Below are 25,099 nucleotides of genomic sequence, written 5' to 3' on the forward strand. Positions count from 1 at the left end.
GCTCTTGACTAAACCGTTTAGTTTTGTATGGTCCGCAACATCGTTGAACTGAACGGTTTAGTCAAGACCGTTTCCCTAAAGGGGCGGAGCGATGGCACTGGCAAGCAAGATAGAGACGACCGAGCCTGCGGATGCGGATCAGCAGGGTAAGGGCGAGCTTAACAAGGGTGGGGCACCGGTCGCATTGACCTTGCTCAAGAAGCCGGAGGCCGAGGCGCCGACTGCGCCGGCATCGGAAGCGCCCGCCGCCGCTCCGGCGAAGAAGCGCTCGCGCAAGCCGCTGGTGTTCGGTGCGCTGCTCGCGGCAGCGTTTGCCGGTGCCGGCTATTACGGGCTGAACTGGTGGCAGGTCGGCCGCTTCCAGGTCTCGACCGATGACGCCTATGTCGGTGCCGACACCTCCGTCCTTTCCGCCAAGGTCGGCGGCCACGTCACCAGCATCGATGTCACGGCCAACCAGGCGGTGAAGGCCGGCGATGTCATCGCCCGTATCGACGATGGCGATTACGCGCTGGCGCTGCGCGCCGCCGAGGGCAAGATCGCGACCCAGCAGGCCTCGCTCGCTCGCTTCGACGAGCAGATCAAGGCCGGGCAGGCCGCGGTTGACCAGGCGCAGGCGCAACTGCTTGCCAACCAGGCCGACGTCACCCGCGCCCAGCTCGAATTCGACCGCCAGGATCAACTGGCCCGCCAGAGCTATTCCAGCCGCTCGACGCTCGACAACGCCCGCGCCGACCGCGACAAGGCTTTGGCCAACGTCAAGGCCGGGGAGGCGGCGGTGGCGTCGGCGAAGGCAGCGATCTCGGTGCTGAAGGCGCAGCAGGTCGAGGCGGCGCGCACGCTCGACGAATACAAGACGGCGCGTGACCAGGCGCAGCGCGATCTCGACTTCACCGTTGTCCGCGCACCCTATGACGGCGTCGTCGGCAACCGTGCGGCGCAGGTCGGCCAATTGGTGCAGGCCGGCACCCGGCTCGCCGCTCTGGTGCCGCTCGGCGCGGTCTATGTCGACGCCAATTTCAAGGAGACCCAGCTCGGCGATCTCAAGCCCGGCCAGCGCGTGCGGGTCGAGGTCGACGCTTATCCGGGCGAGGACTTCGAAGGCACCGTCGCCAGCGTCGCGCCGGCGTCCGGCTCGGTGTTCAGCATGCTGCCGCCGGAGAACGCCACCGGCAATTTCACCAAGATCGTGCAGCGCGTGCCGGTGCGGGTGCAGCTCGACGCCAGCGCGCTCGCCAAGGGCGAGCTGCGGCCGGGCATGTCGGTGACCGCGGTCGTCGACACCCGCACCGGCGCGCCGACCAGGACCGCGGGCAAATCCTGACGCAGCCGCGAAGAATGACAGCTACCCCCCTTTCCCTGCGGGAGAGGGGCACCCAAGCTCCGCAGCGGTCCGCCCCCACCGCGCCGCGGAGCCTGCCCCCGGGCTCGCCCGAATGCGAGACCCGGGGGCGGCCACCCATCCGGCCGGAGCCGGAGGACGGAACATCGCGGATCCACTTGGGTCCGGACGCTTTGAACCCTTGAGACAACGGCGATGTCAGACACGACGATGACTGCCGGCCGAGCGGTGCCGGGCGTGGAACGGCGGCGCATGTTCGCCTTCCTCTGCATGGTGTTCGGCATGTTCATGGCGATCCTGGACATCCAGATCGTCTCGGCCTCGCTTTCCGAGATCCAGGCCGGACTTGCCGCCAGCGCCGACGAGATTTCCTGGGTGCAGACCAGCTACCTCATCGCCGAGGTGGTGATGATCCCGCTGTCCGGCTTCCTGTCGCGCGGGTTGTCGACACGCTGGCTGTTCGTCGCCTCGGCGACCGGCTTCACCTTTATGAGCTTCATGTGCGCAACCGCGACGTCGATCGAGCAGATGATCGTCTATCGCGCGCTGCAGGGCTTCCTCGGCGGCGGCATGATCCCGACCGTGTTCGCCTCCGCCTATGCGGTTTTCCCGCGCGAGAAGCAGCCCATCGTCGCCCCGATGATCGGCCTCGTGGCAACGCTGGCGCCGACCATCGGCCCGACGGTGGGCGGCTATCTCACAGACCTGTTCTCCTGGCACTGGCTGTTCCTGGTCAATATCGTGCCGGGCATCTTCGTCATCATTACCTCCTGGGCGCTGATCGATTTCGACGAGCCGGACTTCAAGCTGCTCGACCGCTTCGACTGGTGGGGCCTGATCTTCATGGCAGGCTTCCTCGGCAGCCTCGAATTCGTGCTGGAGGAAGGCCCGACCAATGACTGGTTCGAGGACCAGGCGATCTTCATCTTCGCCATTGTCGGCGCGGTCTCCGCGGTCGCCTTCTTCGCCCGCGTGCTGATGGCGGCGGAGCCGGTGGTCGACATCCGCGCCTTCCTGAACCGCAATTTCTCGACTGGCTCCGCCTTCAGCTTCGTGCTGGGTATCGGCCTCTATGGGCTGACCTATCTCTATCCGATCTATCTCGGCCGGGTGCGCGGCTACTCGGCGCTGATGATCGGCGAGACCATGTTCGTCACCGGTCTCGCCATGTTCGCCACCGCGCCGATCGCCGGCCGGCTGATGACCAAGGTCGATCCGCGCATCATGATCGGCATCGGCTTCGCCGGCTTCGCGCTCGGCACCTGGTGGGTGACCTTCATCACCAAGGACTGGGATTTCTGGGAGCTGCTGATCCCGCAGATACTGCGCGGCACCTCGCTGATGCTGGCGATGATCCCGATCAATAATCTCTCGCTCGGCACCATGCCGCCGGCGCAGTTGAAGAACGCCTCGGGCCTGTTCAACCTGATGCGCAATCTTGGCGGCGCGGTGGGGCTCGCCTTGATCAATACCGTGTTGAACGATCGCTGGGACCTACACCTCGCCCGGCTGCACGAGAATGTGCAGTGGGCCAGCCAGACCGCGAATGAGCGGCTGGCCAACATGACGGCGAACCTCTCGCAGTTCGGCTCGGACGCCGGCACGGTGGCGCTGAAGCAGATGGCGGCGATGGTGCGCACGCAGGCGCTGGTGATGTCCTTCGCCGACGTGTTCTACCTGCTTACCTTCCTGTTCCTCGGCCTCGTGCTCGCCGCGCCGCTGCTGCGCCGCCCGGCGCGGCTGGGTGCCGGCGGGGGAGGGCACTGAGCGAGCAACGCGCTGGCATTGCTGTAGCCCGCCTTGAGCATCGCTCGAGGCGGGCTTTGCCGTTGCTTCAGCAGGGCCTCGACTACCGCCCCTTGCCGATATCCGCAGCGTCCGCTAAACACGGCGGCATCGAGAGCCTTTCGCGAGAGCCGAGCCGTGACGCATCTGTCGCCGAGCCGCACCGCGACCCCGACCGCCAGGCGGTCTTCGGGGCACGCTCTCCTTTTCTCCGGTCTCCTTCTTCTTAGCCGCCCCTGAGGGCCGGCCGGGCTGATGCCTGGGCGCTCAGGGGACGTTGCACAGACCGCCCATCATTGCAGACCGATAGCCGGACGATGCCCAATGGCGGCACCCGGCAGGACCGACGAGAAGGAACCGCCTGATGTCTACCAATGACCGCGTCGTCATCTTCGACACCACCTTGCGCGACGGCGAGCAGTGCCCCGGCGCCTCCATGACCTTCGAGGAGAAACTGGAAGTCGCCGATCTGCTCGACGAGATGGGCGTCGACATCATCGAGGCCGGCTTTCCCATCGCCTCCAATGGCGATTTCGAGTCGGTGGCCGAAGTGGCGCGCCGCACCAAGAATGCGGTGGTCGCCGGCCTCGCCCGCGCCATTCCGGCCGATATCGCCCGCGCCGGCGAGGCGGTGAAGCATGCGCGGCGCCCGCGCATCCACACCTTCGTATCGACCTCGCCGATCCATCTCGAGCACCAGATGCGCAAGTCGCAGGATCAGGTGATCGAGATCATCACCGCCACCGTCACCCAGGCGCGCAACCTCGTCGACAATGTCGAATGGTCGGCGATGGACGCCACCCGCACCCCGATCGAGTATCTGGTGCGCTGCGTCGACACCGCCATCAAGGCCGGTGCCACCACCATCAACCTGCCGGACACCGTCGGCTATGCGACGCCGGCGGAATATGAGGCGATGTTCCGCGCGGTGCGCGAGCGCGTGCCCGGCGCCGACAAGGTGATCTTCTCCGCGCATTGCCACAATGATCTCGGCCTGGCGGTCGCCAACTCGCTGGCGGCCCTGGCCGGCGGCGCGCGGCAGATCGAATGCACCATCAACGGCCTCGGCGAGCGTGCCGGCAATGCCGCGCTGGAAGAACTCGTCATGGCGATCAAGACCCGCGGCGACGTGCTGCCCTACAAGACCGGCATCGAGAGCACCATGCTGGTGCGCGCCTCCAAGATGATCTCGGCGGTGACTTCGTTCCCGGTGCAGTACAACAAGGCCATCGTCGGCCGGAACGCCTTCGCCCATGAGAGCGGCATCCACCAGGATGGCATGCTGAAGAACAACACCACCTACGAGATCATGACGCCGGAGAGCGTCGGGGTCTCCAAGACCTCGCTGGTGATGGGCAAGCATTCCGGGCGCGCTGCCTTCCGCGACAAGCTGAAGGCGCTCGGCTACGAACTGGGCGAGAATGCGCTGAACGACGCCTTCACTCGGTTCAAGGATTTGGCCGACCGCAAGAAGGTCGTCTATGACGAGGACATCGAGGCGCTGGTCGACCAGGAGATCGCAGTCGCCCACGACCGCATCAAGCTGGTCACGCTCTCGGTCATCGCCGGCACCCGCGGCCCGCAGCGTGCCACCATGAAGCTGGAGGTCGACGGCCAGGTGTTCACCGAGGAATCGGAGGGCAACGGTCCGGTCGACGCCACCTTCAACTGCATCAAGGCGATCGTGCCGCACGCGGCCAAGCTGGCGCTCTATCAGGTGCACGCCGTGACCGAGGGCACCGACGCGCAGGCCGAGGTCTCGGTGCGGCTGGAAGAGGACGGCAAGGCGGTGACCGCGCGCGGCTCCGACCCCGACACGCTGGTCGCCTCCGCGCAGGCCTACATTACCGCGCTCAACAAGCTGCAGGTGAAGCGGCAAAGCATGAACGCGCAGTCCCAGCCGGCCGCGGAGTGAGGCGGGCGACGGTGCGGATCGCGCTCGGCGTGCTGCTGGTCGCCACTATGGTGACAGGCGTGCGTGCCGAGCCGACTACCGCGCCGAACGCCTCGGTGCCCGGCGTTTCCTGGCACAGCATCGATCCCGCCGGCGCCGGCTGGTCGACCGAGCGCCTTGCCGCGGCGAAGACGTTCGCCGACCGGCTGGGCGTCACCGCCCACATGGTCGTGTGGAAGGGCGAGGTGGTCGCTTCCTGGGGCGATGTCCGCCGCAAGGTGGATGTCGCCTCGGTGCGCAAGAGCCTGCTCAGCGCGCTCTACGGCATCGCGGTCGCGGACGGCAAGATCCACCTCGACAGTACGCTGGCGCAACTCGACATCGACGACAAGCCACCGTCGCTCACCTCAGCCGAGAAGAAGGCGACGGTGCGCGACCTCCTGATGGCGCGCTCCGGTGTCTATCATCAGGCAGCGCACGAGACCGCCGCCATCAAACGCAACCGGCCGGAGCGCGGCAGCCACGCGCCGGGCAGCTTCTGGTTCTACAATAATTGGGACTTCAACGTCCTCGGTGCGATCTACAGGCAGGCTACCGGCGAGGACATTTTCTGGAGCTTCGCCAAACACATCGCGTCACCGATCGGCATGGAGGACTTCAATGCCGGCGATGGGCGCTATGTGTTCGATCCATCATCCAGTTATCCCGCCTATCCATTCCGCCTGAGTGCGCGCGACGCCGCGCGGTTCGGCCTGCTCTACCTCGATGGCGGGCGATGGGGGGACCGGCAGATCGTGCCGGAAGCCTGGGTGCGGGAATCGACCTCCACCTATTCCTGGTCCAATCGCGGGCGGCAGGGCTATGGCTATATGTGGTGGACGTTGCCGGCCGATGTGTGGGGCGAAGGTGCCGCCTATGCGGCCGGCCATGGCGGCGAGATCATCGCCTTCGTGCCGGCGAAGCAACTCGTCGTGGTGCAGACGGTGGACCGCGATGAGGATGCGAAGCGCGTGCGTACGTCGGTGTTCCTTGAACTGCTGCGGATGATCGCGGACGCGGCGCCTAATTGACGGCGCGCGGGTCCGACCCGCACTCCGCCTCGGCCCGGGCGAGAAGCGCCATCCGCAGTTGCTCCAGCACGTCACGGGCGCGATCGGGCAGGGTGATGCCGTCGAGCGTCGTGACCCGCCGGATGAAACGCACGCTGTTGGTGGCGAACACCGCATCCGCCTCGCGCAGATCGCCGGGGAGCAGCGGGGTTTCGTCGACCACGAGCCCGAGCGCCGGTGCCAGCTCAAGCACCAGCGCGCGGACAATGCCGGGCAGGCAGCCTTCGCGCAGCGGCGGGGTGGCGAGACGGCCATCCTTCAGCACGAACACGTTGGCGATGGTGGTGCAGGCGACGCGCCCGCCGGTGTTGAGGATCAGCGCGTCGTCGGCGCCGTGCTCGGCGGCCTCGCGGGCGGCGAGGATATGGTCGAGATAGCCCAGCGCCTTCAGGTTGGAGACCGGCGAGCGCTCATTGCGCGGCACGGTCGCGGTGACGAGCCGGAGCGGCTGGCCGAGCAGGGCGGGGCTCCACGGTACGCTCGTGACGACGATGGTGGGTTCGCCGGGCTGTGCCGGCCACAGTCCGAGTGCAGCCGAGCCGCGGGTGACGGTGGTGCGGATGATGGAGGGTTCGGACGTCAGCGCGGTGTCGACCGCCGCCTCGATGGATGCACGCTCGACCTTGATGCCGATCGCCACCGCCGCTGCGCACAGGCGGTCGAGATGCGCCGCGCGGCCGAACATCACGCCATTCAGGGCGAGCGCGGTGTCGAACACGCCGTCGCCAAGCGTGAAGCCGCGGTCCTCGACGCTGACGGCCCGGGTCACGGAAGACCGCTTTCCTTACCTTTCCCCGTGGGGGAGAGGTCGGCGCGTAGCGCCGGGTGAGGGGCCTTCGCCATAGGTGATTCAGTGCCTTCCCAGCCCTCTCCCCATTGGGGAGAGGGGGTAGAGAGGCCGCGCGCCAGTCGCAGGAAATTCTCCAGCAGGGCGTAACCGTGCTCGGTCAGCACGGACTCGGGGTGGAACTGCACGCCGTAGGTCGGATGTTCGACATGGGCGAGGCCCATGATTTCGCCATCCTCGCTCCAGGCTGTGGCCACCAGCGGCTCGTCGCCGTCAAGTTCCACCGCCAGCGAATGATAGCGCCCGGCAGGGAAGGGCGAGGGCAGGCCGACGAACACATCCGTGCCGTCATGGCGGATGCGCGAGGCGCGCCCGTGCATCGGTGTCTTCGCCCGCACCACGCGTCCGCCGAAGGCTTGGCCGATGCATTGATGGCCGAGGCAGATGCCGAGGATCGGGAGACGGCCGGACAGTTCGCGGATGACATCCAGCGAGACGCCCGCCTCGTTCGGCGAGCAGGGGCCGGGCGAGATGACCAGGGCCTGCGCCCCCCGCGCCGCAATGCCGGCGACGTCGAGCGAATCATTGCGAATCACTTCAACGTCTTCGCCGAGTTCTTTCAGGTAACGCGCGACGTTGAAGACGAAGCTGTCATAATTGTCGATGACGAGGATCATCGGGTCACCTCGCGAAACGCACGGAACAGCCGCTCGGCCTTGGTCAGGCTCTCGGCGCGTTCCTGCGCCGGGTCGGACAGCATCGTGATGCCGCCGCCGACGCCGAAGCTGGCCTCGCCATTCTCCACCGTCACGGTGCGGATGGCGATGTTCAGATCCATCGCGCCATCGAAGCCGATATAGCCGATCGAGCCGCAATAAAGCCCGCGCGGACGGCCTTCCAGCTCGGCGATGATCTCCATGGCGCGGATCTTCGGGGCGCCGGTGATGGAGCCGCCAGGGAAGCTCGCCTTCAGCAGGTCGAGCCCGTCATGGCCGTTGTCCAGTTCGCCGGTCACTACCGAGACGAGGTGATGGACATTGGCATAGGTCTCCAGTCCGCACAGCCGCGGCACCTGCACCGTGCCGGGCTTGCAGACGCGCGAGAGATCGTTGCGCAGCAGGTCCACGATCATGACGTTCTCGGCGCGGTCCTTCTCGCTGGCGATCAGTTCGCGGCCGCGGAAGGCGTCGAGCGTCGGCTCCACCGAGCGCGGCACCGTGCCCTTGATCGGGCGGGTCTCGACGAGGTTGCCCTCCAACTGCACGAAGCGCTCCGGCGAGGAGGACGCGACGACACGGTCGTCAGTGAGGATCAGTGCGGCGAAGGTCGCGGGATTGGCGCGGCGCAGCCGGTCATAGAGCGCGAGTGGGTCGATCTCGCCGACCGCGGCGCGGAATTGCTGGGTGAAATTGGCCTGGAAGATGTCGCCGGCGCGGATGTATTCGATCACCCGGGCGACCGCCGCCTCATAGGCTGTGGGGGTGAAGTTCGAGGTCCAGGCCGGCTCGATGACCGCGTCGTCGAGCGCGGGCGGTGCGTTCTCCAGCCGCTCGGTCACTGCCAGCAACCGGTCGCGCGCGCGGCCCTGGCGCTGGGCGACGTTCTCTTCGGGCCAGCCGGTGGAGATGGCATAAGCGCGCTTCGCCACCTGGTCGAAGGCGAGCACGACATCATAGAAACCTAGGTCGATCTCCGGGCCTTCCTCGTCGGGCCGGGCGCCGGCCGGGAAGCGATCGAACAGCCGGCCCGCCTCATAGGCGACATAGCCGGCGGCGCCGCCCTGGAAGCCGGCTTCGACCGGCAGCCGCGCCTGCTTGTAGCGCGCCAGCCGAGCACGCAGGGCCTCGATCGGCGGCGCCTGCTCCACCACGTCGTTCCAGAAGGCGCGGCTGCCTTCGACACGGAAGCGGCCGAACGGCTCGGCCATCACATAGGACCAGCGGCCGAGCGTCGGGTGCACCATGGCGCTGTCGAGGAAGACGAGACCCGTCGCACGCTCGCTGCCCGCGAGCCGGCGGGCGGCGTCCCATGGGTCACGGTAGGCGATCTCGACGGCAAGGGGCGGCGGCTCGTGAATCATGAGCCGAATATGGGATGGCGCGGCGGCAATGCCTAGCGGTGACGAAATCCCGCGTTGAAACCCACGCCGACCCTGTGTCCTAGCCGTTGTAACGACTTGACGGCAGGTGAGCCGAATGGTCGCTTAGCGGAGCGTCAAGCGGGCCGCTGGGAACGGGCGGGCCCGTGCTACCAAAACGTTCGTCCAGTCTCGGGAGGGAAGTAATGAGTTTCTGGAAAAAGGCCGCCATTTCGGCCTTCGCACTGGCAGCGCTGCCGCTCGCCTCGGCAAACGCACAGACCTATCCGTCGCGTCCCATCACCATGGTCGTGCCCTTCGCCGCCGGCGGGCCGACCGACACGGTGGCCCGCCTGGTGTCGGAATCGATGTCGCGTACGCTCGGCCAGCAGATCGTGGTGGAGAATGTCGGCGGCGCCGGCGGCACCCGCGGCGCCGGCCAGGTCGCAAAGGCCGCGCCCGACGGCTACACCATACTGATGCACCATATCGGCCACGCCACCGCGGCGAGCCTCTATCGCAAGCTGCCCTACAACGTGCTGACCGATTTCGAGACCGTCGGCCTCGTCACTGATGTGCCGATGACGCTGATCGGCAAGTCCGGCCTCGAGCCCAAGAACATCACCGAGCTTGTCGCCTATGTGAAGGACAAGAAGGACGCGGTGATCTACGGCAATGCCGGCGTCGGTTCGGCCTCGCATCTGTGCGGCATGCTGTTCATGTCGGCAATCGGTACGCAGGTGACCACGGTTCCGTATCAGGGCACCGGCCCGGCGATGAACGACCTCGTCGGCGGCCAGATCGACCTGCTGTGTGACCAGACCACCAACACCACCGGCCAGATCAAGGCCGGAAAGGTGAAGGCCTATGGCGTGACGACGGCGAACCGGCTGAAGTCCATGCCGGACCTGCCGACCCTGCAGGAAGGCGGCTTGAAAGACTTCCAGGTCGCCGTGTGGCACGGCATCTACGTGCCGAAGGGAACGCCTGCCGACGTCATCGCCAAACTGAATGCCGCGCTCAAGACCGCGCTGCAGGATCCCAAGGTGATTTCGCGCTTCGCCGACCTCGGTACCGAGCCGGTCTCGCAGGACCGCGCCACGCCCGAGGTGCACAAGGCATTCGTGGCGGCCGAAGTCGCCAAATGGAAGCCGATCATCGAGGCTGCCGGCGTCTACGCCGACTGACTGTCCGACAAGCCATCAAGACCACGGCCGGCGACGCATAGCCGGCCGATGGTGGCGCACACAAGACGCTCGGGCATGTACCGCAAAAGGTGGAACGCTTTTGCGCCGGGAACATGCTCCAACTTATTGAATCCAGAGATCTATCGACGGATGATTTCACCCGGCGATGGGGCTCCGGGAGGGCGGGCAATCGAGGGGGTGGCATGAGTCTCATCAAGAACCCGAAAGACGTCATCACCGGGCTGCTGCTGGTCGCGACCGCGGCCATGTTCGCGCTGCTCACGGCCGATCTGCCGATGGGCTCGGCGATCCGCATGGGGCCGGGCTATTTCCCGCTGGTGCTGGCCGGCATTCTCGGCGGGCTCGGTCTGATCGTCCTCGTCACCGGGCTGCGTTTTCCCGATGAGGGCACGCCGGTGAAGCTCGCCGAGCTGCCGTGGCGGGCGTTGATCCTGGTGACGCTCGCGGTGGTCGTGTTCGGGTTCGGCATCCGTCCGCTGGGGCTCGGTCTGTCGATCGGGCTCGCGGTGTTCATCTCCGCTGCGGCGAGCCAGCGCTTCCATTTGCTCACCGCACTCGCCCTCACCGCGCTGATGGTGGCGTTCGCCTGGGGCGTGTTCATCAAGGGGCTCGGCCTGCCGCTGCCCATGCTCGGGCCTTGGCTCGGCGGCTATTGAGCAGGAGCGAAACCCTTGGACATCATCCATAATCTGGAGCTCGGCTTTTCGGTCGCGCTCACCTTCCAGAACCTCCTCTATTGCTTCATCGGCGTGCTGCTCGGCACCCTGATCGGGGTGCTGCCCGGCCTTGGCCCGGTCGCCACCATCGCCATGCTGCTGCCGATCACCTTCGGCCTGCCGCCGGTCTCGGCGCTGATCATGCTCGCCGGCATCTATTACGGCGCACAATATGGCGGCTCGACCACGGCGATCCTCATCAATCTGCCGGGAGAGAGCTCCTCGGTGGTCACCGCCATCGACGGCTACCAGATGGCGCGGCAGGGCAGGGCGGGGCCGGCCCTCGCCACCGCGGCGCTCGGCTCCTTCTTCGCCGGCTCGGTCGCAACCTTCCTGCTCGCGGTGTTCGCGCCGCCGCTCTCCAATCTCGCCCTGAAGTTCGGCGCACCGGAATATTTCGCGCTGATGGTGCTGGGCCTCGTCGCCTCGGTGACGCTGGCCTCCGGCTCGGTGGTGAAGGCGCTGGCCATGGTCGTGCTCGGCATCCTGCTCGGGCTCTCCGGGCAGGACGTCTATACCGGCGCGCCGCGCTTCACTTTCGACATCGTCGAACTGGCCGACGGCATCGAGTTCGTCGCGCTCGCCATGGGCGTGTTCGGCCTGGGCGAGATCGTGCGCAATCTCGAGGACGAGCATACGCGCACTGTGCTGGTGCAGAAGATCAAGAGCCTGATGCTGAGCAGGGACGATTTCCGGCGAATCATCTGGCCGGTGCTGCGTGGCACCACGCTCGGCTCCTTCCTCGGCATATTGCCGGGAGGCGGGGCGATGCTCTCGTCCTTCGCCGCCTATTCCATCGAAAAGAAGATGTCGAAGGAGCCGCAGCGATTCGGCAAGGGCGCCATCGAGGGCGTCGCCGGTCCGGAGAGCGCCAACAATGCCGGCGCGCAGACCTCCTTCATCCCCATGCTCACCCTCGGCATCCCCTCCAACCCGGTGATGGCGCTGATGATCGGCGCGCTCATCATCCAGGGCATCGTGCCGGGGCCGAATGTGGTGAAGGAACAGCCCGACCTGTTCTGGGGCATCATCGCCTCGATGTGGATCGGCAACCTGATGCTGGTGCTGCTGAACCTGCCGCTGATCGGCATATGGGTGCGCCTGCTCACCGTGCCGTACCACGTGCTGTTTCCGCTCATCGTCGGCTTCTGCTGCATCGGCGTCTACAGCGTGAACAACAACACCTTCGACGTCTATGCGATGGGGCTCTTCGGGGTGATCGGCTACGTGCTGGTGAAGCTCGATTGCGAGCCGGCGCCGCTGCTGCTCGGCTTTATCATCGGGCCGATGCTGGAGGAGTATCTGCGCCGCGCCATGCTGATCTCGCGCGGCGATCCGACGGTGTTCTTCACCCGCCCGCTGTCGGCCACGCTGCTCGCCATCGCGGCCGTCGCTTTGGTGGTGGTTTTGCTGCCTTCGGTGCGAAAGACGCGGGAGGAGGCGTTCAAGGAATAGCAAACTGGGTGACCGGCCTATGGACAGGCCGGAACACCTCTGCTACACGACCGCGGCTCGCAGGGCTGAGGCCTTTCGCAGCGTTCGGGCGCATAGCTCAGTTGGTAGAGCAGCTGACTCTTAATCAGCGGGTCCAAGGTTCGAGTCCTTGTGCGCCCACCATTCCGCCCCATCTACATGGGCCGGTTTTCCCGAACCTTCCTTGCAAGCGATCGCGATGCGGTTGACCCTCATCCTGGGGGCGTGCGGTCGGGAGATTCCAGATGCTGTGTGCCGAATGCCTGCGCTGCGGGCGCCGGTCGATTATTGGCCGTGGCAATACGCTCGCCGACGAGCGCGAACAGCCGACCCCGGCCCCGGCCGAGCGGCTGCGCTGCGACATGTGCGGCGGACGCCGGGTGCGACTGGTGCGCACTGAGAGTCCCACGGCGATGATTGCTTTCATCGCCGGACGGACGTGAGCGAGGGCTGGTCGCGAACGAAACCCGTGCTGGGGCGTTAGGGGCGCGAGGACAGTCCAGATCCCGAGTCTCGCGCGAGGAGCGACGTCATGGCCATCGAACCGAAAACCAATGTCACCGATCTCGGCACCGGCAAGCCGGCGAGCCGCGCCGCCAAGACCGTCGAGAACACCATCAAGGAAGACCTTGCGGCGAGTGCCGAGGCCGAGCTCGACGAATTCGCCGATTCGACGTTGCCGGAGCGCAAATACTCGCTGAACGCACTCATCGCGGCGGGTGTGGTCGGCTTCGTGCTGGGGCGCCTGTTCAGTCGCTGAGCGAGCTGAATGGCCACGGGGGAGAGAGTAGAGCGATATGCAGACCCTGACCGTGCGCCACGCGACGCGCTACACCTACGCCAACCCCGTCATCTTCCACCCGCACCGGCTGATGCTGCGGCCGCGCGACAGCCATGATCTGCGGCTGGTGCGCGCCGAACTCGCATTGTCGCCGCATGGCGAGTTGCGCTGGATGCACGACGTGTTCGGCAATTCCGTCGCCACCGTTGAATTCCTCGAGCCCGGCAATGAGCTGATCGTGGAGAGCGTTTTGACGCTTGAGCGCTACGGCATGGGCTCTCAGGTGTTCGACATCGAGGAAGCGGCGCAAATCTATCCGTTCGTCTATTCGACCGATGACCGTACCGATCTCGGTCGCATGCTCGAATGCCACTATCCCGATCCGCAGGGCGAGCTTTCCGCCTGGGCGCAAGGCTTCGTGGCGGCGCGGCCGACCGACACCATGGCACTGCTGACCGACCTCAATAACGGCATCCGCAACGGCTTCGCCTACCAGGTGCGCTATGAGCAGGGCACGCAGCCTCCTCTGGAGACGCTGCGGCTCGGCTCAGGCTCGTGCCGGGACTTCGCGCTGCTGCTGATCGAGGCGGTGCGCGCGCTCGGCTTCGGCGCCCGTTTCGTCACCGGCTATCTTTATGACCCGGCGCTCGATGGCGAGAGGCCTGCCGTGGTCGGGGCTGGGGCGACGCATGCCTGGGCTGATATCTATCTGCCTGGCGCCGGCTGGATCGAGTTCGACCCGACCAACGGCACCATCGCCGCCGACAATCTCATCCGTGTCGCGGTGACCCGCGACCCGTCGCAGGCGGTGCCTGTGGCCGGCGGCTTCACCGGCATGCTCGGCGACTATCTCGGCATGAGCGTCGATGTTTCGGTTCGCGCCCACGATCCCGAGCCGGCTCTGGCGGCTTAAATGAAAACGGCGCCCCGAAGGGCGCCGTTTGGTATCAGGCTCCGACGCCTTCGAGCGCCGGATAGTCGGTGTAGCCCTTGGCGCCGCCGCCATAGAGGCGGTCGCGGTCGAGTTCGTTAAGCGGGGCGCCCGCCTTGAGCCGAGTGACCAGGTCCGGGTTCGAGATGAACAGTTTGCCGAAGGCGACGAGGTCGGCCTTGTGCTCGTCGACTGCCTTCGCCGCGCTCGGCAGGTCATAGCCGTTATTGACCAGCCAGGTGCCGCGGAAGCGCTTGTGCAAGGCCTCGAAATCGAAGTCCGGTACGATGTCGCGCGCCCCGCCCGTGGCGCCCTCGATCATGTGGATATAGACCGGCTTCAAGGAGTCCAGCACCTCGACCGCATGCTCGAACAGCTTCTGCGGATTGCTGTCGGAGAGGTCGCCCGCCGGGGTGACCGGCGAGATCCGTATCCCGGTGCGGCTGGCACCGACCTCCTTGGTGACCGCCTCGACCACTTCCTTCATGAAGCGGGTGCGGTTCTCGATCGAGCCGCCATAGGCGTCGGTGCGCTTGTTGGCGCCGTCGCGAAGGAACTGGTCGATCAGGTAGCCATTGGCGCCATGAATCTCGACGCCGTCGAAGCCGGCCTTCATTGCCTGGTTCGCGGCATGGCGGAAATCATCGACGATGCCCGGGATCTCGGCGAGTTCGAGGGCGCGTGGCGCGTCGGTGGCGACGAAGCTGTTGTTCGCGAAGGTCTTGGCGTTGGCGAGCACCGCGGACGGGGCGAGGGGAGCCGCGCCGCCGGGCTGGAGCGAGCGCACCGAGATGCGACCGACATGCCAGATCTGCACGAAGATCCGCCCACCCTTGGCGTGAACCGCATCGGTCACCCGGCGCCAGCCTTCGACCTGCTCGGACGTGTAGACGCCGGGCGTGTCCTGATAGCCCTGCGCGGTGTCGGAGATCTGCGTCGCCTCGGTGACGATGAGGCCGGCGCCAGCGCGCTGGCCGTAATATTCGGCCATCAGCGGCGTCGGCACCAGGCCGGCACCGGCGCGGTTGCGGGTGAGCGGCGCCATCACGATGCGGTTCTGCAGGGTGATGTCGCCAAGTCGGTAGGGCTCGAAGAGCGAGGAGTGGGCTGCTGTCATGCTGCGATCCTTCGCGGCGGGTTGCTGTGTCGCGGGAGGAGATAGGTGCCGCATACCACTGGCGCCATAGCTACGCATTCGCGCATAGGCTGCCATGCAGAAATGCAATCACCAATCATATAGACCCATATCATAACGTACGTTATGTTATCCTGCGTGAGGATAAGCTATGCCTAGAGCCGTTCCCGACGACATTCTGACCGTGATCCATGAGCTGGCGCATCTCATGCGCATCCGTTTCGACCAGCGTGCCCGCCTGCATGACATGACCCGCGCGCAATGGGTGATCCTCTACAAGCTGGAGCGCAGCCCAGGTCTCACCCAGAACGAACTGGCGGCCATTGTCGAAGTCGAACCCATCACCGTTGCCCGGCTGATCGATCGGCTGGAGGCCAAGGGCCTCGTCGAACGCCGGCACGATCCGCAGGACCGGCGGGTCTGGCGGCTGCATTTGCGGCCCGAAGCCGAGCCGATGATCGAAGAGATCGAAGTCGCGCGGCGCGAGATGCTCGAACTGCTGCTGGGCGAGACGGTCAGCCCGGAAAAGGCGGCTGCGGCGGAAGCCGCGTTGCGCCAGATGAAATCCAACCTGACTGCCGATGGACGCTTGTGCCCGCAGCCGGCTGCCAAAGCTTCCTGAGGGGGCCTCAATGCTCGACCGTACCAAAGAGCCGCGCGACCCGGAGATTGTCGAGGATGTGCCGGCCATTGCGGCCCCCCCGGCTGCGCCCGTTGCCGCCCCGGGCAATGTCGCGCGGGCGGTCCAGGCGAAGCCGGCCCGCAAGCGGCGGCTGCGCCTGGTGCTGATGCTGGGCGGCATCGCCGCGGTGGCCATCGGCTCCGGCTATTTCTGGCTTACCGGCGGGCGCTACGTCTCAACCGACGACGCCTATGTGCGTGCCGCCAAGCTGATGGTCTCGACCGACGTCTCCGGCATCGTCTCCGACGTCGACGTCAAGGAAGGCCAGACCGTCAAGGCCGGCGAGATTCTTTTCCGCATCGATCCCCTGCAGTACCGGATCGCGCTGCAGAACGCGAAGGCAAGCCTCGCCGAGACCGCTCTGAACCTTGAGGCCGCGAAGGTCGACTACCAGCGCATGCTGAGCGACATCGCCTCGCAGGAAGCCGTCGTGCACAACGACCAGGCAACCTTCGACCGCTACAGCGCGCTGGTGAAAGACAGTGCCGCGCTCTCCAGGGCACAGTACGATCAGGGGCGCTACACGCTCGATGCCGACCAGCGCAAGCTGGACTCGCTCAAGCAGCAGGCGCAGGTCGCGCTCGCCAAGCTCGGCGGCAAGCCGGATCTCGTCGTCGAGACCCACCCGCAATATCTCCAGGGCAAGGCCGCAGTCGACGAAGCGCAGCGCCAGTACGACCACGCGGTGGTGCGCGCGCCGTTCGGCGGCGTGGTCACCGAGGTCGACAGCCTGCAGCCCGGCCTCTATCTCGTCGCCGCCACCGCGGCGCTGACCAATCAGGGTGCCGTCGGCCTCGTCTCCAACGACAAGGTCTGGATCGATGCCAACCTCAAGGAGACCGACCTCACTTATGTGAAGCCGGGCGACGAGGCGGACGTCACCGTCGATGCCTATCCCGGCCGCACCTGGAAGGGCAGGGTGGAGAGCATCGCTCCCGCCAGCGGCTCCGAGTTTTCGATCCTTCCCGCCCAGAATGCCAGCGGCAACTGGGTGAAGGTGGTGCAGCGCGTGCCGGTGCGCGTCGTCGTCGAGGCCAAGCCCGACGATCCGCCGCTGCGTTCCGGCATGAGCGTGGTGGTCGATATCGATACCGGCCATTCCCGCAAGCTGCGCGACGTATTTTAGCTTCCCAACCGTCCGTCTTCGCCCCCCTGACAGGACGGTTTGGGGCAGGCGGGCGGGAGGCGCCGGCAATGACCCCGGCCGCTTTCCGCCCGCCGACTTCTCGAGGCAACGACCATGAGTTCCGCGTCGCTCACCATGGATCCACCGGCCGCAGCCGCCGGTTCGACCCGCACCATCATCACCATCTGCGCGATGATCGCGACGCTGATGCAGGCGCTGGACGCCACCATCGCCAATGTCGCGCTGCCTTACATGCAGGGCTCGCTGTCGACGACCGCGGACCAGATCACCTGGGTGCTCACCTCCTATATCGTCGCCGCCGCCATCATGACGGCGCCGGTCGGCTGGCTGTCGGCGCGGTTCGGGCGCAAGAACATCTTCATCGTCAGCCTGGTCGGCTTCACCGTCGCCTCGATGCTGTGCGGCATCGCGCAGTCGCTGGCGGAGATGGTGATCTTCCGCCTGGCGCAGGGCGTGTTCGGCGCCGCGCTGGTGCCGCTGTCACAGGCCACCATGCTCGACCTCTATCCCGCCGAACAGCGCGGCCAGGCGATGGCGATCTGGGGCATGGGCGTGATGCTCGGGCCGATCCTGGGTCCGACGCTCGGCGGCTGGCTGACCGACGTCTACAATTGGCGCTTCGTGTTCTATGTGAACCTGCCGTTCGGCATCCTCGCCATTGCCGGCCTCGCCATCTTCCTGAAGGACGAGAACCGCAACGCCGAATTGCGCTTCGACTGGATCGGCTTCGGTGTGCTCGCTCTCGGCATCGGCGCCTTCCAGATGATGCTCGACCGCGGCGAGCAGAAAGACTGGTTCGGCTCAACCGAGATCATCGCCGAGACCGTGCTGGCCGGGCTCGGGCTCTATCTGTTCGCCGTGCACATGATGACGGCGGAAAAGCCCTTCCTCAGCCCGCGTCTGTTCAAGGATCGCAATTTCGTCGCCGGCCTCGTCGTCATGTTCGCCATCGGCATGGTGCTGCTGGCGACCTCGGCGCTGCTCGCGCCGTATCTCCAGAACCTCGGCGGCTATCCGGTGCGCACCGCAGGCTTGCTGATGGCGCCGCGCGGCTTCGGCACCTTGCTGGCGATGATGGTAGCCGGGCGCATCGTCTCGAAGGCCGAGCCGCGCCTCATCATGCTGTTCGGCCTCGGCATGATCGGCTGGAGCCTGTGGGACATGACGGGGTGGACGCCGGACGTCTCGCGCTTCCAGCTGATCATGAACAGCATGGTGCAAGGTGCTGGACTTGGATTCGTCTTCACACCGCTGACCGTCATCGCCTTCGCGACGCTGACGAGCGACTTGCGCACCGACGGCACTGCGCTGTTCAGCCTGGTGCGCAATGTCGGCTCGGCGATCGGCGTCTCGGTGACCTCGTTCCTGCTGGCGCAGAACACCCAGATCATGCATGCCGCGCTCGCCGAGCACGTCAACCCGTTCAATCGCATGCTGCAGTTCGGCGGCGCCTACCAGTACTGGAACATCGCCAACCCGCTGACGCTCGGCGCGTTGAACACGGAGATCACCCGGCAGTCGACCATCATCGCCTATGTCGACGACTTCAAGCTGATGATGCTGGTGACGCTGCCGACCGCGCTGCTGCTGCTGTTGATGAGCACACCCAAGGCCAAGCCGGGCGCGGAGAGCCACGTCGAGGTACTCGACTGACGCATCGGCTGCCGTAGCGATCGCAAGTCGGCGCCGCCACCTCCTTATGCGCTCTTTATGGAGCGGGGCCGCGTTCCCAATCGAAAGCAGATGCCGCGGCTCCTAGCTTCCAGGGTGCGACGCACACATCGCGTCGTGAACCTTCGAAGAGAGCCATGAGCACTCACGATAATCGCACTCACGAGCCGAGTATTTCCGAGAAGCACGCCCCCGAAGACCGCTCGGCGCGCAACAAGGTCCGCCGCCGCACGCTGCGCCGGGCCGCCGCCGACGGCATCGCCTCGGTCGCCAATCGCCTGCGCTTCCTGGTGGGCCGCGATGAGGCCGGCCGCTGGCTGGCGCTCGAGGACCACGGCCTCGCCGGCGGCATCTTCGCCAGCAAGGAAGCCGCTCTGCACTATGCGAGCGCAGAGACCGGCCGCCGTCCCGGCGGCGTGCGGCTCGCCCGCCGCGCCATTTCCTTCCGCATCTGACGCGGCCGCAAGGCCGCGACCTGAGGGAGGACATCATGTTCAGCGGACTTTTCACTACCCTCGTCACGCCGTTCCTCGGCACCGGGATCGACGAGGATTCCTTTTCCGAGCTCGCGCAATGGCAAATGAGCGAAGGCGTCGATGGCCTCGTCACCGGTGCCATTGCCGGCGAAGGGCCGACGCTGTCGCCGGCCGAGCGCTACCGCCTCACCTGCCTTGCCGTTGAAGCGGCCGCCGGGCGCATCCCAGTGCTGGCGGTGACAGGCACCAACTCAACCGCCACCAGTGTCGAGTTCACCCGCGCCGCCAAGACGGCGGGAGCGGCGGCAGCGGTGCTGATGACGCCCTATTACAACAAACCCAGCCAAGAGGGCATCTACCGCCACTGCGAGGCGGTGGCGCGGGCGGTCGACCTGCCCCTCATCATCAATAATTGCCCGGCGCGGACCAATATCGAGATCGCGCCGGCGACCATGGAGCGGCTCGCCCGCCTGCCGGCGATAGTCGGCGTGGTGGATGAGGCGTCCGATCCGGATCGGCTGATGGCGGATATTGCCACCGATGCCCGGCTGGCGCGGTTCGCGGCGCGGGAATGCGCGCGGCTGCCGTTCCATTCGGCCTCGACCGGCGCGTTCTCACTCGCCGCCAATGTCGCGCCGTCCTTCGCCCGTGAGGCGTGGCGGCGCCGCGCAGGCGGCGACCACGGCGCTGCGGCGCGGCTCGATCTGCTGTACCGCGCCTTCGACATGGAGGCCGAACCGGCGGCGGCGAAATATGCCGTCTCGCTGCTATGGCCGAACTTCTCGCCCCTGCCGCGGCTGCCGCTCACCGCGGCAAGCGAGGAGACCGGGGCGATGGTGCGGGTGGCGCTGGCACGGCTCGCCGGCGCGCTCGATGCGGTGCCGGCTGCCGGCGAGCATCCTGCCATGACCCGTAAGGCAAGCTGAGGAGGAGATCATGCATCGTCGTCGTTACGATTATGGCCATGAGGTCCTGGCGCGTGCCGCGCTGGTGCTGAGCCTGGTGTTCCTCACCGCCATGGCGCTGTCCTGGATGGGACGCAGTCTCCCGTCAGGCATAGATATCGATCCGCAAACCCACATGGGCACGGCAATTCCGGCGCCTGCATCCAGGTAATCGGAATCGATCAGCTTTTCTGCATCCAGGTGATTTCGCCTGGATGCAGCTTGATCTAGAAGGAACGGCCAAGCTTGGGGCCGTTCTCGATGATCGATATCGCCACGCGCGTCTATAATCACACCTGGAAGATCGATCCCATCGTGCGCTCCGTGCTCGACACGGATTTCTACAAGTTGCTGATGGCGCAGACCATCTACCGGCGGCATTTCCAGACGCGGGTGACATTCGGCATCATCAACCGCACCCATCAGGTGCGCATCGCCGACTTCGTCGATGAAGGCCAGTTGCGCGAACAGCTTGACCATGTGCGCACGCTGTCGCTGACGCGGGGCGAATCCACCTGGCTGCGCGGCAACATGTTCTACGGCAAGCGCCAGATGTTCTCGCCGGACTTCATCGCCTGGCTCGAGGGTTTCCGCTTCCCGGCCTATCACCTCGAGAAGCGCGACGGCCAATATGAGCTGACCTTCGAGGGCCCTTGGATCGAGACCACCATGTGGGAGATCCCGGCGCTCGCCATCATCAACGAATTGCGCTCGCGCGCCGTGCTCAAGGATATGGGCCGCTTCGGCCTCCAGGTGCTCTACGCCAAGGCGATGACACGGGTTTGGGAGAAAGTTGAGCGGCTGCGGGCGCTGGAGGGCGTCAATGTCGCGGACTTCGGCACGCGCCGGCGCCACGGCTTCCTGTGGCAGGACTGGTGCGTGCAGGCGATGATGGAAGGATTGGGGCCGAGCTTCCTCGGCACCTCCAACTGTCTGATCGCGCTGCGCCGCGAGGTCGAGGCCACCGGCACCAACGCCCACGAACTGCCGATGGTCTATGCGGCGCTGGCGAAGGACGACGCGGAACTCGCGAGCGCGCCCTACACGGTGCTGGCGGATTGGCAGCAGGACTATGAGGGCAATCTGCGCGTCATACTGCCCGACACTTTCGGCACCTCGGGTTTCCTGCAGAATGCGCCGGACTGGGTGGCGCGCTGGACCGGCATCCGCATCGACAGCAAGGAGCCGATCGAAGGCGGCGAGGAGGCCATCGCCTGGTGGCTGGAGCGCGGGCAGGACCCGATGACCAAGCTCGCCATCTTCTCCGACGGGCTCGACATCGACGACATCGAGCAGATCTACCGCCATTTCCGCGGCCGCATGCGCATGGGCTTCGGCTGGGGTACGCTGCTGACGAACGACTTCCGCGGCTTCGCGCCGAATGGTGCGCTCGATCCGATCTCCATCGTCTGCAAGGTGATTTCTGCGGACGGCCACCCGACCGTGAAGCTCTCCGACAACCCGACCAAGGCGATGGGGCCGCCCGACGAGATCGCGCGTTACAAGCGGGTATTCGAGATCGGTGCGCAGCAGCCCCGGGACGTGCTGGTCTAGGTGACCGACTCATAACTTCGCAGCCAGATGCGAATTGAAGCGAGCTGGATTGAGGCGAGGAAATTGTCGTCTCGCTTGTCGTAGCGGGTGGCGACGGCCCTGAAGTGTTTGAGTTTGTTGAAGAAGCGCTCGACAGCGTTGCGTTGGCGGTAGAGCCAGGCGCTGAAGGCGAGGGTTTTGACCCTGTTGGGCATGGCGCGAACGTTGGCCCATGCGCCGCGCCCAGCCATCTCGTCTCGCAAGGCGTCGCTGTCATAAGCCCTGTCGGCGAGAAGGATGTTTCCCGGCTCGACCGCGTCCAGCATGTCGGTGGCCGAGCGCCCGTCGTGAGCTTGGCCCTCGGTGAGCTTCAGGCGGATCGGGCGGCCTTCGGCGTCGACGAGCGCGTGGATCTTGGTGGTCAGGCCGCCGCGCGAGCGACCCATGCAACGGGATCGCTCGTCTTTTTTTGGCCGTTGGCGGCATGCTGGTGAACGCGGATCGACGAGGCGTCGATCATCTGGATATCGCCATCGTAAGCAGCTGATACGGCTTTCAGAATGCGCGCCCAGTGGCCGGCCTTGCGCCACCGGTTGAAGCGGTTCACGCAGGTCGTATGAGGGCCATAGCGCGAAGGGATATCGGCCCATGGCGCCCCGGTGCGCAGGCGCCAGAAGATGCCGTTCAGAACGCGACGGTCATCCACGCGTGCAACCCCGCGCACCTTCGTCGGCAGAAGTGGCTCGATCACCGACCACTCGAAATCCGTCAGGTCAAATCGCGCCATCTCAACCTCCAACGCTGAGATCAGTGAATCAGAACACCGGGCCGCAGGGAATCCCCTTATGGGTATGTGACCTAGAGCCCTTTCCGTTCGGATGGAACATCCGAACGACAAGAAAGTGCTCTAGATTCAATAAGCTGGAGCAATTCCTCTTCGATCAGATGATTCCATCTGATCGGGAAATGCTCTAGCGCCTTCGGTTCGGACGAAATCATCTGAACGGTATCAGAGCGCTCTGGATTCGAGCGCCAGGGCGTGTTCCTATTACGAAAGTCATTCAACTTTGCGGAACATGTCCAGGCTATGCGAGGGCGGTTTGGAGATGGTCTGCGCTGCCATGTTTTCGCCGGACGCGCTATCCGCCGAATCGGACAGGCGCCGCAAGGCCGCACCAGTACTGGATTCTGCCGCTTGGCTCGGCGTCTTATTCTCGGCCCACACTTGCCGCATTCGACGGGCAGGATGAATTCACTTAACCGTGACCATAATGCAACTATTGCCATAGACTAAAGTACATTGAAGCAACGTTGATTGTCGGACGCGGGGGAATACAAAGCAAGACTGGAAGCGGATGGGGGGCTATCTGCTAAAGCGAGCTAGATACTAAGTCATGAGAAGCGCCCTCAAACGTGATCTTGACGAGAACGTCTTTCCGCGGCCGGCTGATGAGGGCGGCGCTTCGGCGGAAGGACAGGAAAATCTGCCGAAGGCGATGCGCGCCTATGCGCGTCCCCGGATCGTCGAGACCAAAGCGCGCGGCGCTGACGCCAGCGTGCCCGAAGATATTGCGGAGGCGGTCCAGCCGCCGGCCGAGCCGGTCGACGCGCTGATGAGCGATCTGCAGCGCATCATGGCCTCGCTCGACGCGCAGCGTCGCAGCGACGTGCCGTCCGCGGAGTCGGTCCCCGTCGCATCTCCCAAACCGGTTGCGCCGGCCCTGGGCGATGCGGCCCAGCCGCTCGGCACGGTTGCCGCCGCCGCCCTGCGCGCGTTCCGCGACGCCGAGACCAACGCACGCAGCAATACGAGCTCGGGTGCTGGTGCACGCCTGCTCGCCGAGGAGGCCGCCCGCATCGCCGCAGAGCGACGCGGTGCGTCCCCGCCGGTTTCGCGGGAGGCCGCCATGGATAGACCAGCCGACGAGATGCTGCTCGCCGCGCCGCCCAGTGACGAACCTTATGTCTATGGGGCGGGCGAGACGGCGGCGCCGGTCGCTGCGCCCGAGATTTCGCCATTGGCGGAGCCGGTCCGCGACGAGGCGTATGTCGCCCAGGACTTCGTACCGGCGCGTCACCGCCCGGTGGAGACGGCCCACGCAGCCGTCCCCGCGGCGACCGCGACGGGTGAAGGCTTTGCCTTCGACATCAACGCCTTCGTCGACGAGCTGGAACGCGAGGCGGAAAGCGCCGGCCGCGAATGGAGCGGCGAGGATGGCGAAGCCATGTTCGCCGGCGGCCGCACCGAGCTCGACGCCCGGGAGACGCTGCCGCCTCCCGCTCCGCCTGCCGAGGCTTCCATCCCGGCGGTCGCGGCGGCTCCTGCCGTCGATACGGCGCTCGCCAGGGCCCTGACGGTCGACGAGAAGGCCCCGCAGCCGTCGCTCGCGACACTTTCCCTCGAGAGCTGGGAGCCGGAGGCGCGGGAACCTGCCGCTCCGACCATTGCGCCTCCGCCGGTGCGGCACGTGCGGACCGACAGCTTCACCTGGAAGCGGTTTGCGCTGCTCGGCCTGTTCGTGGTCGGCGCGATTGGCGCCGGCGTCGCCTTGCAGTCCGTTGCGGCACGTAATGATTCCGGGGGCGGAGAGGCGGCCGGGAGCGCGGCGGTGGCGAGTGTGGCTCCGAGCGGCGACACCGCCGATCTGCGTGGCACGAGCGACGCGGCGACGCCCGCGCAGCCGGCTGTCGCCGTGCGCACCGTGACCCCCAAGGTGGCGGATCAGGTTGCGCAGGACGATTCCGCGCCCGCGGCGACCGGCTCCGTGGCGCCGTCGGTAGAGCTCGCGGCGACCGCTCAGCCCGCTAATCAAGCGATGGACCCGGCGCTGTCGGCGGATGGACTCGATGCCTCGTCCGTCGCCACTCCGGAGAGCGCTGCCCCCGGTGCCGAACTCGCCGACGCGTCAAACGGCGAAGCCCAGGCACCGGAGACCGCGGCGCCCGAGGTTTCGGCGGACGAGATCCAGGCGAGCGACGCCCAGTCGGCCGACGCACCAGCGCCCCGGCAGCCGGTGGCTGTGGTGTCCGCGAAGCCCCAGTCCGCTGCCAAGCCTGCAGTCGCAGCTGCCAAGCCTGTACTCGCCGCCGCCGCTCCGGCCGCGCGCCTGCCGGTGGCAGCAGTCTCGAATGCGCCGCCGAAGGGCAGCGCGACCATCAAGAGCGGCGTGACGCTGCGCGGCGGGCCGGACAACAAGGCGGCTTCGCTGGGCACGCTCAAGACCGGCCAGAAGGTCGATCTGGTGAGCTGCAAGGTGTGGTGCGAGATCGTCGCCGACGGCAAGCGCGGCTTCGTCTTCAAGAAGTTCGTCGAAGCCGGCGCACCGGCACAATGAAGCGTTGCGGCGGGCGCCTTTGTCCGCCGCCGCTCGCCTTCATCGGTAACATCGCGAAGCAATTCTTGAAGCT

Annotated in this window: 22 protein-coding genes, 1 tRNA gene and 1 pseudogene; 19 read left to right on the forward strand and 5 right to left on the reverse strand. The window is 66.2% G+C overall.

Features of this window, described 5'->3' with window-relative positions; genetic code table 11:
* The first annotated feature begins 91 nt into the window (after positions 1 to 91).
* From G3545_RS00325 to G3545_RS00340, 4 genes are all read left to right on the forward strand, one after another.
* The gene (locus G3545_RS00325) at positions 92 to 1,324 is read left to right on the forward strand and encodes an HlyD family secretion protein (RefSeq protein ID WP_170008945.1); all 1,233 of its coding nucleotides are present in this window, start codon (positions 92 to 94) and stop codon (positions 1,322 to 1,324) included.
* Between the two features lie 228 nt (positions 1,325 to 1,552).
* Positions 1,553 to 3,109 (forward strand): DHA2 family efflux MFS transporter permease subunit, encoded by a 1,557-nt coding sequence (locus tag G3545_RS00330; RefSeq protein WP_246702630.1) that lies wholly within the window; start codon positions 1,553 to 1,555, stop codon positions 3,107 to 3,109.
* Positions 3,110 to 3,491: 382 nt separating this feature from the next.
* Entirely contained in the window at positions 3,492 to 5,042 is a 1,551-nt protein-coding gene (locus G3545_RS00335; protein WP_170008949.1) for a 2-isopropylmalate synthase, read from the forward strand.
* 11 nt (positions 5,043 to 5,053) lie between these two features.
* Positions 5,054 to 6,091: a serine hydrolase gene (locus G3545_RS00340; protein WP_246702631.1), complete on the forward strand. Its 1,038-nt coding sequence runs from the start codon at positions 5,054 to 5,056 to the stop codon at positions 6,089 to 6,091.
* On the opposite strand, the gene G3545_RS00345 is transcribed toward G3545_RS00340, so the two are convergent.
* From G3545_RS00345 to pabB, 3 genes and pseudogenes are all read right to left on the reverse strand, one after another.
* A complete protein-coding gene (locus G3545_RS00345) occupies positions 6,084 to 6,899 on the reverse strand; it encodes an aminotransferase class IV (RefSeq protein ID WP_246702632.1) in 816 nt (271 codons plus the stop codon). The genes G3545_RS00340 and G3545_RS00345 overlap by 8 nt on opposite strands.
* 131 nt (positions 6,900 to 7,030) lie before the next feature.
* Positions 7,031 to 7,594, reverse strand: a pseudogene (locus tag G3545_RS00350) (aminodeoxychorismate/anthranilate synthase component II); the annotation flags it as partial.
* On the reverse strand, positions 7,591 to 8,997 hold the full coding sequence (gene pabB, locus G3545_RS00355; RefSeq protein ID WP_170008952.1) for an aminodeoxychorismate synthase component I: 1,407 nt from the start codon (positions 8,995 to 8,997) through the stop codon (positions 7,591 to 7,593). The pseudogene G3545_RS00350 and the gene pabB, both read right to left, overlap by 4 nt.
* 203 nt (positions 8,998 to 9,200) lie before the next feature.
* On the opposite strand from pabB, the gene G3545_RS00360 reads away from it, so the two are divergent.
* The 7 genes from G3545_RS00360 to G3545_RS00390 all read left to right on the forward strand — a co-directional run bounded on the left by G3545_RS00360 (position 9,201) and on the right by G3545_RS00390 (position 14,085).
* Positions 9,201 to 10,181 (forward strand): tripartite tricarboxylate transporter substrate binding protein BugD, encoded by a 981-nt coding sequence (locus G3545_RS00360; RefSeq protein ID WP_170008954.1) that lies wholly within the window; start codon positions 9,201 to 9,203, stop codon positions 10,179 to 10,181.
* A 203-nt stretch (positions 10,182 to 10,384) separates the two neighbouring features.
* Entirely contained in the window at positions 10,385 to 10,858 is a 474-nt protein-coding gene (locus tag G3545_RS00365) for a tripartite tricarboxylate transporter TctB family protein (protein WP_170008956.1), read from the forward strand.
* A gap of 15 nt (positions 10,859 to 10,873) precedes the next feature.
* A complete protein-coding gene (locus tag G3545_RS00370) occupies positions 10,874 to 12,373 on the forward strand; it encodes a tripartite tricarboxylate transporter permease (RefSeq protein WP_170008958.1) in 1,500 nt (499 codons plus the stop codon).
* Between the two features lie 86 nt (positions 12,374 to 12,459).
* Positions 12,460 to 12,535 (forward strand) — tRNA-Lys (locus G3545_RS00375).
* Between the two features lie 101 nt (positions 12,536 to 12,636).
* Positions 12,637 to 12,834 (forward strand): hypothetical protein, encoded by a 198-nt coding sequence (locus G3545_RS00380; RefSeq protein ID WP_170008959.1) that lies wholly within the window; start codon positions 12,637 to 12,639, stop codon positions 12,832 to 12,834.
* 89 nt (positions 12,835 to 12,923) lie between these two features.
* Complete coding sequence (locus G3545_RS00385) at positions 12,924 to 13,151, forward strand: hypothetical protein (RefSeq protein ID WP_170008960.1); 228 nt, start codon at positions 12,924 to 12,926, stop codon at positions 13,149 to 13,151.
* A 37-nt stretch (positions 13,152 to 13,188) separates the two neighbouring features.
* A complete protein-coding gene (locus G3545_RS00390; RefSeq protein WP_170008961.1) occupies positions 13,189 to 14,085 on the forward strand; it encodes a transglutaminase family protein in 897 nt (298 codons plus the stop codon).
* 34 nt (positions 14,086 to 14,119) lie between these two features.
* Here the strand turns inward: G3545_RS00390 and G3545_RS00395 are convergent, their stop codons facing one another.
* A complete protein-coding gene (locus tag G3545_RS00395) occupies positions 14,120 to 15,220 on the reverse strand; it encodes an alkene reductase (protein WP_170008962.1) in 1,101 nt (366 codons plus the stop codon).
* A 169-nt stretch (positions 15,221 to 15,389) separates the two neighbouring features.
* On the opposite strand from G3545_RS00395, the gene G3545_RS00400 reads away from it, so the two are divergent.
* The 7 genes from G3545_RS00400 (at position 15,390) to pncB (ending at position 21,712) form a co-directional block, all read left to right on the forward strand.
* Positions 15,390 to 15,860 (forward strand): MarR family transcriptional regulator, encoded by a 471-nt coding sequence (locus G3545_RS00400; RefSeq protein ID WP_170008963.1) that lies wholly within the window; start codon positions 15,390 to 15,392, stop codon positions 15,858 to 15,860.
* Between the two features lie 10 nt (positions 15,861 to 15,870).
* Positions 15,871 to 17,046 (forward strand): HlyD family secretion protein, encoded by a 1,176-nt coding sequence (locus tag G3545_RS00405; RefSeq protein WP_170008964.1) that lies wholly within the window; start codon positions 15,871 to 15,873, stop codon positions 17,044 to 17,046.
* Between the two features lie 114 nt (positions 17,047 to 17,160).
* The gene (locus G3545_RS00410) at positions 17,161 to 18,720 is read left to right on the forward strand and encodes a DHA2 family efflux MFS transporter permease subunit (protein ID WP_170008965.1); all 1,560 of its coding nucleotides are present in this window, start codon (positions 17,161 to 17,163) and stop codon (positions 18,718 to 18,720) included.
* A gap of 155 nt (positions 18,721 to 18,875) precedes the next feature.
* Positions 18,876 to 19,193, forward strand: a complete 318-nt coding sequence (locus tag G3545_RS00415) for a hypothetical protein (RefSeq protein ID WP_348644610.1) — start codon at positions 18,876 to 18,878, stop codon at positions 19,191 to 19,193.
* A gap of 35 nt (positions 19,194 to 19,228) precedes the next feature.
* Positions 19,229 to 20,140 (forward strand): dihydrodipicolinate synthase family protein, encoded by a 912-nt coding sequence (locus G3545_RS00420; RefSeq protein WP_170008966.1) that lies wholly within the window; start codon positions 19,229 to 19,231, stop codon positions 20,138 to 20,140.
* Positions 20,141 to 20,150: 10 nt separating this feature from the next.
* Entirely contained in the window at positions 20,151 to 20,330 is a 180-nt protein-coding gene (locus G3545_RS00425) for a hypothetical protein (RefSeq protein ID WP_170008967.1), read from the forward strand.
* 89 nt (positions 20,331 to 20,419) lie between these two features.
* On the forward strand, positions 20,420 to 21,712 hold the full coding sequence (pncB, locus tag G3545_RS00430; RefSeq protein WP_170008968.1) for a nicotinate phosphoribosyltransferase: 1,293 nt from the start codon (positions 20,420 to 20,422) through the stop codon (positions 21,710 to 21,712).
* On the opposite strand, the gene G3545_RS00435 is transcribed toward pncB, so the two are convergent.
* Positions 21,709 to 22,478 (reverse strand): IS5 family transposase gene (locus G3545_RS00435; RefSeq protein WP_170008969.1). Its coding sequence is split into 2 segments (ribosomal slippage): positions 21,709 to 22,161 and positions 22,164 to 22,478, totalling 768 coding nucleotides; the frame shifts between segments, so codons are not numbered across the junction. The two genes, pncB and G3545_RS00435, sit on opposite strands and share 4 nt — an antisense overlap.
* A 607-nt stretch (positions 22,479 to 23,085) precedes the next feature.
* Here G3545_RS00435 and G3545_RS00440 point away from each other — a divergent pair.
* Positions 23,086 to 25,026, forward strand: a complete 1,941-nt coding sequence (locus tag G3545_RS00440; protein WP_170008970.1) for an SH3 domain-containing protein — start codon at positions 23,086 to 23,088, stop codon at positions 25,024 to 25,026.
* The last annotated feature ends 73 nt before the right edge of the window (positions 25,027 to 25,099 follow it).

This window comes from Starkeya sp. ORNL1 (genome assembly GCF_012971745.1).
GTDB lineage: Bacteria > Pseudomonadota > Alphaproteobacteria > Rhizobiales > Xanthobacteraceae > Ancylobacter.